The sequence below is a fragment of the Hirschia sp. genome (genome assembly GCF_058892565.1).
The window spans coordinates 35,789-44,009 of record NZ_JBZXVU010000023.1 but is presented as its reverse complement, the minus strand read 5'-3'; the positions used below and the strand labels follow the sequence as shown (position 1 = coordinate 44,009).

Annotated in this window: 6 protein-coding genes; 3 read left to right on the top strand and 3 right to left on the bottom strand. The window is 45.1% G+C overall.

Annotation, left to right across the window (positions count from 1 at the left end; genetic code table 11):
* The coding region (locus tag AC5EF3_RS09725; RefSeq protein WP_493547894.1) for an NAD(P)-dependent oxidoreductase at nt 1–1,078 on the bottom strand (1,078 nt) is incomplete at its 3' end.
* Between the two features lie 295 nt (nt 1,079–1,373).
* Between AC5EF3_RS09725 and AC5EF3_RS09720 the strand changes: the two genes are divergently transcribed.
* Entirely contained in the window at nt 1,374–2,222 is an 849-nt protein-coding gene (locus AC5EF3_RS09720; protein WP_041301313.1) for an undecaprenyl-diphosphate phosphatase, read from the top strand.
* A 67-nt stretch (nt 2,223–2,289) separates the two neighbouring features.
* Here the strand turns inward: AC5EF3_RS09720 and AC5EF3_RS09715 are convergent, their stop codons facing one another.
* Nucleotides 2,290–3,294 (bottom strand): complex I NDUFA9 subunit family protein, encoded by a 1,005-nt coding sequence (locus AC5EF3_RS09715; RefSeq protein WP_493547893.1) that lies wholly within the window; start codon nt 3,292–3,294, stop codon nt 2,290–2,292.
* Between the two features lie 313 nt (nt 3,295–3,607).
* On the opposite strand from AC5EF3_RS09715, the gene AC5EF3_RS09710 reads away from it, so the two are divergent.
* The gene (locus AC5EF3_RS09710) at nt 3,608–6,160 is read left to right on the top strand and encodes a glycoside hydrolase family 3 protein (protein ID WP_493547892.1); all 2,553 of its coding nucleotides are present in this window, start codon (nt 3,608–3,610) and stop codon (nt 6,158–6,160) included.
* A 308-nt stretch (nt 6,161–6,468) separates the two neighbouring features.
* Nucleotides 6,469–6,957: a response regulator gene (locus AC5EF3_RS09705; RefSeq protein ID WP_012778070.1), complete on the top strand. Its 489-nt coding sequence runs from the start codon at nt 6,469–6,471 to the stop codon at nt 6,955–6,957.
* On the opposite strand, the gene AC5EF3_RS09700 is transcribed toward AC5EF3_RS09705, so the two are convergent.
* A complete protein-coding gene (locus AC5EF3_RS09700; protein WP_493547891.1) occupies nt 6,954–8,174 on the bottom strand; it encodes an EAL domain-containing response regulator in 1,221 nt (406 codons plus the stop codon). The two genes, AC5EF3_RS09705 and AC5EF3_RS09700, sit on opposite strands and share 4 nt — an antisense overlap.
* Nucleotides 8,175–8,221 lie beyond the last annotated feature (47 nt).

Here is an 8,221-nt window from a genome sequence, read left to right as displayed (position 1 = left end):
CGCCAGTTTTTTTCTCGACGACTGAGCTAGGTGCAGAGAGCCAGTCAAATTTGACGCCTTCTTCTTCTGCATTGAGAACTTCGCGTTGAGAGCCGGGCATGTTTTCACGGTCACGGCGATACATACATGTAACCGCTTTAGCGCCTTGGCGTATGGCCGTGCGGACACAATCCATTGCCGTGTCACCGCCACCGATGACGACAACGCGTTTGCCTTCAGCATTTAGTTCGCCTGATTCAAAACGCTCGACCTTGTCTCCAAGGCTGAGTTTGTTTGATGTGATCAGGAAGTCTAAAGCAGCGTGCACGCCTTTGGCATCTTCACCCGGCATATTCAGGTCACGTGCTTTATAAACACCTGTCGCGATTAGCATGGAATCGTGTTTTTGGCGCAGTTCTTGGAGTGTGACTGTGTTTCCAACATCTGTGTTGTATACAAATTCAACACCGGAATCTTTGAGGTATTGCTCACGGCGAAGCACGATTTCTTTTTCAAGCTTAAAGCCGGGGATACCATATATTAGAAGACCACCAGCGCGGTCATAGCGGTCATAGACTGTGACTTGATATCCTAAACGGCGCAATTGTTCGGCCGCAGCGAAACCAGCAGGACCTGCACCAATAATACCAACGGATTGATCGCGTTCTTTGGGTGGTTTTACAGGTGTGACCCAGCCATTTTCAAATGCTGTGTCAGTGATGTATTTTTCAACAGCTCCAATGGTGACAGTGCCATGTCCTGATTGCTCGATAGTACAACTGCCTTCACACAAGCGATCTTGCGGACAGATGCGGCCACATATTTCTGGCATGTTGTTGGTTGAAGACGATAATTGATACGCTTCTTCCAGACGGCCTTCGGCGGTGAGTTTAAGCCAATCAGGAATATTATTACCTAGAGGGCAATGTTGCTGACAAAACGGGACACCACATTGGGAACAGCGAGAGGATTGTTCTGCTGCTTTTGCATCAATGTAGTCAGCATAAATTTCATGGAAATCTTGCTTGCGGTTTTTGGCGTCACGTTTTTTTGGCATCTCTTTGTCGAGCGAGATGAATTTCAGCATTTTCTCAGGCATGACTGACTTCTTTGATCTTAGTTTTATATGAGTGAGACCTTCATAATCCGCTAAAACGAGGCCTGCAAGCCTCAAAATGTATGATTGAAACCATATGGATCTCAAATATGCCGTGTATTGGAGATTTAAGCTAGTAGTTGATAATGATTCTCATATTTTATGCACTATATGGTTTGTAATAATTTTTAACACGTTTTATGGCTGGTTATTGTGCTGTAAACGCTTGCATCATTATGACAGTAGCAGTTTGGTGCATCACGTTGGTTTCGACCATGTTTTAAGTATGGGGTATTATATGTCGTATTTGCAATTGGCTTTGATTGCTTTGGTGCAAGGAATAACGGAATGGCTCCCGATTTCATCATCGGCGCACGTTTTGTTGGCAGCAGACTATTTTGGTTTAGATGGTCCTGAAGAATTGCTGATTAATGCGATGGCGCATTTGGGAACATTGGGTGCAATCCTCATTTATTTTTGGAAAGATTTTGTCAAAGCGAGTGTAGGAAGTGTTGAGCTTGTGTCTGCGCCGATGACAAAAAAGCCTTTGTCTGAAGCGGCACACCTTGCTTTGATGATTATTGTTGCCACCCCTGTCGCCCTTGCAATTGCGGCGGGATGGGAAATTTTCGCGGATGATGCAGTGAAAGACAGTATGCGCAATGTGTATGTGGTGGCTGGTTCAACAGTTTTCTTTGGTGCTTTGCTGTGGTGGGCAGATGTAAAAGGTAAAACACACCGCACCGAAAAAGACATGACGATGAAAGATGCTTTTCTGATTGGGATTACCCAGCCGATTGCAGCATTAATTCCCGGCACTAGCCGGTCGGGTATTACAATGACGGCATCTCGTGCGCTTGGGTTTAGTCGTGAAGAAGCAGCACGTTTTTCAATGTTGATTGGTGCACCTATGCTGGCTGCTGTTGGTGCTTATGCATTTCTTGAGTTGACGAAAGCAGGGGGCAATACAGGAGATGCCACTTTGATGGATGGGCTGTATGTGGCTGCATTGTCTTTTGTGTCAGGGATTGTGTCTATTGCGGCTTTGATGGCGATCCTTAAGCGTATGAGTTTCTTGCCATTCGTGCTTTATCGCTTCGCGTTGGGTGGTCTTCTATTGCTGATGGCCCCGCATTTAATGGCTTAGATAATTTAACCCAAAAGAAAACGGGACCAGTTGGCCCCGTTTTTTGTCTCTGATTTTAATCAGTCAATTAGATATCGACGCGAGATACGTCTTCTTTTTCAGGAATGTGGAATTGACCATATTCACGGTGGCGCCAAAGATAAGTTGGAACGATGGCTTCCACAGTTTCTAAACTTGTAACGCCAAGATCTTGGATTGTTCCAAAGTTTTTGTCTGTTTCTAGGCCGACAATGTTATCTGATTTTAGCATCCGCACTTGATCACGCGTGATTGGCGGTGCGTGGAAAGGCCAGAATTTGAATAGTCCGGCAAAGACAAGGCCTTTAAGTTCAGCAGCAAAGAATGGAATCGGGAGCAAAGTTTTTTTGCGGTCTGTTTGCTCAGTAATGAATTCTAGCAATTCTTTGAATGTGTATGTGCGTGGGCCGCCAATTTCATATGTGCGTCCCTGTGTTTCAGGGATTGAAAGGGCGTTTACGATCGCATCAGCTAAATCACCCACAAAAACGGGTTGGAATTTGGTCTTGCCGCCGCCGACTAAAGGAAGGAAAGGCAAAAATTTGGCAAAGGTCGCAAATTTGTTGAAGAATTGATCTTCTGGGCCAAATACCAATGATGGGCGCAGGATTGTTGCCGTTGGGATTTTCTCAAGGACTGCATTTTCTGCTTCAGCTTTAGTGCGGGCGTAATTTGCATTGGACTCAAGGTCTGCACCAATTGCTGACAATTGTATAAATTGCTTAATACCAGCATCTGCGGCGTATTCAGCAATATTTTGCGCACCTAATGCTTGTGTCCCATCAAAGGTGTTTCTGCCTTTTTGGTATAATAGGCCGACAAGATTCAAAACTGCATCGGCACCATCAAGTGCGCGAACAATAGACGGGCGGTTGCGGACATTGGCTTGGATGATTTGGACTTGACCAACTTCTCCACCTATACGCATGTCGCCAGCGTTCATCGGATTGCGGACAGCGACGCGAACACGCCAACCTGCTTTACACAATGCGCGTACTGCATAGCGGCCTATAAAGCCCGAGCCACCAAATACTGTAATGAGTTTGCCTGACATGACACCTAGTCCTGTGTGATTCATTCGTCCGCTGACTATAGACGAGAGTGTGCTTAATCAAAATTCGCTGCAAATGTCTATGCAGTTTGGCGCGAAAGAACGTCGCGCCGGCTAAATAGAGGCTTTTTTCCCGCTTATACCGTAGCGATTGCTAACAAATTGCAATTTCGACATCAGTTTTTAACAGACTGGATCTTTTGAGTTTTTGCTATTGGCTATCTGCAATTCCATTAATTCTAAGTTGTTACTACTGTTGACAACGTAGTCATTTGTGACATCTATTGCAGTCCCCGGATTGTTTGAGGTGTGCGAGATGAAAACTAGTTCAGCTTTGAAATTAGTGAGCCTTTGTGTGTTAGGTGGTGTTATGACTGGTTGCGTAAAGGCATCCGATGTTCAAAAAGTATCTGATCAAGGAGCAGCGTTTACAGAATTAGCTGCCTCTACGCAAGAATCAGGCGTTGCGAATCCAGATATCTGGCCAGATCTTGCCCCTTTACCATTAGACCCTGAAGTTGAAGCACGTGTCGATGAGCTGCTTGCTCAAATGACATTGGAACAAAAAGTTGGGCAAGTCATTCAAGGTGACAGTGACTCCATTACACCCGAGGACGTTAAAAAATATCGTCTTGGTTCAATTTTGAGTGGCGGTAGCTCCGCACCTGGCGATAAAGCATATACAGATGCTCAAACATGGCTGGATACAGCAGATGCGTTTTATGATGCATCAGTTGACCCTGAAGGCGTTGAAGTCGCTATTCCTTTGATCTGGGGAATTGATGCTGTTCACGGGCACACAAATCTAGCAGGCGCAGTGGTATTCCCTCACAATATTGGATTGGGTGCAGCGAATAATCCGGATTTGATAGAAAAAATTGCGGCATCTACGGCAAAAGCGCTGACAATTTCCGGTCATGATTGGACATTTGCGCCTACGCTGGCTGTACCAAGAGATGCGCGTTGGGGCCGCACTTATGAGGGCTTCTCTCAATCACCTGAGATCGTTTCAGAATATTCCGCTCGCATTGTTGAAGGATTGCAGGGCGTTTATGGTGCGGATGACTTCATGACCGAAGGCCGCGTTATTTCCAGCGCCAAACACTTCCTTGGAGATGGTGGAACTGAAAACGGTGTTGATCAGGGTAATGTGACGATTTCTGAAGAGGAATTAAGAGACATTCATGGAGCTGGTTATATTGGCGCTGTTGAGTCTGGTGTGCAAACGATTATGGCGTCTTTCAATGCTTGGCACGGCAAAAAAATGCACGGTAATAAATCGCTGTTGACGGGTGTTTTGAAAGAACAAATGAATTTCCAAGGTTTTATTGTTGGTGATTGGAATGGTCACGGACAGATTGCTGGCTGTACGAATACTGACTGTCCTCAAGCTATCAATGCTGGTCTGGATATGTATATGGCACCAGACAGTTGGAAAGGGCTGTGGGAAACAACATTAGCGTATGCAAAGGATGGGACAATCCCAATGGAGCGTCTCGATGATGCAGTTCGCCGCATCCTGCGCGTTAAAATTGCATCTGGCATATTTGAAAAAGGGCGTCCAAGTGAGCGCGCCAATGCAGGTGATGCTGCTAATTTAGGTGCAGATGAGCATCGTACTATCGCACGTGAAGCAGTACGCGAGTCTTTGGTTCTTATAAAGAATAACGACCAGCTTTTACCATTAGCAGCTGCACAGACGGTTATGGTCGTCGGTGATGGTGCTGATAGCATATCCAAGGCATCAGGTGGATGGACGCTCTCATGGCAGGGGACTGGTCACACCAATGATGAATTCCCGAACGGAACAAGCATACTTGATGGTATAAAATCAGTTGTTGAAGCGGGTGGCGGTAAAGTTATTTTCAACCCAACTGGTGAAGTGATGGATGAAAAGGCTGATGTTGTTATTGCTGTATATGGTGAAGATCCGTATGCGGAATTCCAAGGCGATATCGAACATTTGGCATTTTTAGACAATGGGTTTGATACGTCTAGCTTGAAAGCTCACAAAGATGCAGGCGCAAAAATCGTATCTGTATTTTTGTCTGGGCGTCCTCTTTGGGTCAATAATCAAGTTAATGCGTCTGATGCGTTTATTGCGGCTTGGTTGCCGGGTAGTGAAGGTGATGGGGTTGCAGATATGTTGTTCCGTACATCAGATGAATTTGAATTTACGGGACGTCTTTCTTACCCGTGGCCAAATACAGCCAATGCAAAAGACGCTTTAGTATCTGAGCCATTATTTAATATTGGATATGGTCTAACTTACGCTGAAAATAAAACACTTGCAGCGCTTTCTGAAGATGCTGGTATCGCTTTATCTTCTCAAGGCGAAAGAGGGCAGCTCTTTGTTAAAGGCAAAACAGTTGATCCTTGGAGCTTTGTTTCCATGTCGGCAAATGGCGTCACATCTATTGGGCCAGAAGGATTGCAATCTGATCTTCTGAATGTGACTAGAGCTGACTTTTCGGCTCAAGAAGATGCGCTTGCCATTGAGTGGAAAGAAGCTAATTCCCGTGTCCTTACCGGATTTGTTTCTAATGCGCCGGTGGACTATATGCGCGAATCAAATGGAGCCATGGAACTGGCTTTTATGCTTCGTTCATTGTCGGACACAAATGCTAAGCTAGATGTTCTTGTTGGATGTGAAACAGGTGCGTGTGAAGTCGTTTCGACAATTGATGCACCAGCAGATGAATGGAGTGAGACGCGCATTTCTCTCAGCTGCTTTGCTGAAAAAGGTGTGAGCATGTCTAATCTGAGATCTATCCTTGCTTTGAACGCATCATCACCAAGCAAAATTGGTTTGGCGAATGTGCGCCTTGAAGCCGATGCTGATGGCGTTCAGACCTGTCCAAAAGAGTAGTTCAACCTATTTCTTCGGAGTGAAGCCTAATACATTTGATTTTGGTTTTATGTCCTAACTTGCCCTCTTGCTCTGTATATAAGCATGAGGGCATATTTTTGTGTGATGATTTATCGGCAGCGGAATTTGATGGTTGGCTGGGAGAAAGATTATTATATGGCGGGTATTTGTTGAGTTGTTTACGCTTTAACCATTCCCGTCATGGTTGAATTAATTAAAAATTAACCAGTGTTGAGTAATAGTAAATATAATTTAATAAATTCTTTCTATATGAAAGAATACATTCTGCGTTGAAGGGGAGCTGGAGAATGGCCGGATTATCCTTAGAGAGCATAGTCGTTGAAAACGATAATTCTGAAGACGTAACTCAATCAGAAACATTGCCAATGCCTGCAAGGCGCATTGCAGTTGTGGATGATAGCCGCATAGATTTTCGACTTTTGCGCCGCCAACTTGAAATGTCCAATAATTCAAATCTTGTTATTGAGCATTATTCGACTTTGGCTGAATTTCTTGATGACGCGACAGTTTCACCAGATGCGGTTATTTTAGATAGACACTTGCCTGAATCAGGATTGAGTGAAGGGCGTATTCGCGAAATTCGCGCGCGTCACAAGAATTGTGGTGTGATTATACATACTGGTATGATGACGCCTTCCCTGCGCTCAACAGCCAGCCATGAAGGCGCAATTGCTGTCATTGAGAAGGGCACTTTGGATAGTGAAGCTATCGGGTTATTGGTTGAAACGGCTGCTGTGCTCGGCCCGCAAATGTATTTACCAGGCGGACGCCATTAAGCCACCGATTTTGCCCGCACATTTTTGCTGCGGGCATTAATGTCCAAAATCCATGAGTTGAATTGGCTTGCCGTCATCGGGCGGGCGATGAGGTATCCTTGGACTTCATCGACGCCAAGGCGGCGGACATATTGCAGTGTTTCTTTGGTTTCAATACCTTCAGCGACGACACGTAGATCAAGCTGCTTTGCCATTTTCATAGCGGTTTCGACAGCAATTCGGCTGAATGGATTTTCAACAACGTCTTTGATAAAAGACTGGTCAATTTTCAATTCATTGAAGGGGTAGAGCCTTAATTGTTCAATGGATGCGGCACCGGTTCCAAAATCATCCAGAGACAGTCTGAACCCTTTAAGGCGAAACCGCGCTAAGACATCAAGCATGTCTGCACCATAGGACATAACCTTATTTTCAACCACTTCCAGAGTGATCAAACGTCGGTCTATATCATGCAATTTGAATATACGTTCCAATCTGTCAGGAAGCTGGATATCTGACAGACTTAATGGACTGAAATTCAAAGAGGCTTTTAGGTGACGTCCCTGACGTTGCCATATTTGCAAATCGCGTGCGACTTGTTCGGCGAGATCTTCAGTTGCTCTTGTAATCGTGCCGTATGTTTCAGCAGCTTCAAGGAAATTCATCGGCGATTCGTATTCACCGGAATCGTTCAAAACCCGCCCCAGCACTTCGACGCTTTCGACACGTTTTGATATCAAGCTGAGTTTGGGTTGGTAAAATGGGTTGAAACGGCGTTCGTCGATATACTGGCTTACTTTTTTACCAGACCATAAATGCGCATCGGAAGGAGATGATGTTGTGCCCATCATTGGCGTTGAAATATGCGACAAAACAGTTTGCAGCGCTTCGGCGGTAAATGGTTTTTGGATTGTGCCTAGAACATCAATCCGTTGGATACGGGCAAGTCTGGTTACGGTCTCAAGAAGGTCAAGATCTTCACTTGATACGATTACAAGCGCGCCGTGATAAGAAAGTTTGCCTAATTCGCGGATAAGGGTCACGCCATCCATATTAGGCATGTTGAGGTCACAAAATATAATCTCAATCAGATGCTGATAGCGTTGTAGGATTTCCAGAGCATGTTGACCATCAAGTGCAGTGTCAACTTTTTCAATGCCTTGCGCACGAATAACGTCTTGCGCCACAATGTGGAACACTGGATCGTCATCTACGACTAGTGCATGCGAAAAACTCATAATGGGAACTCATCAACTCTTAGTCGTGCACTATATCCGAAACCCAA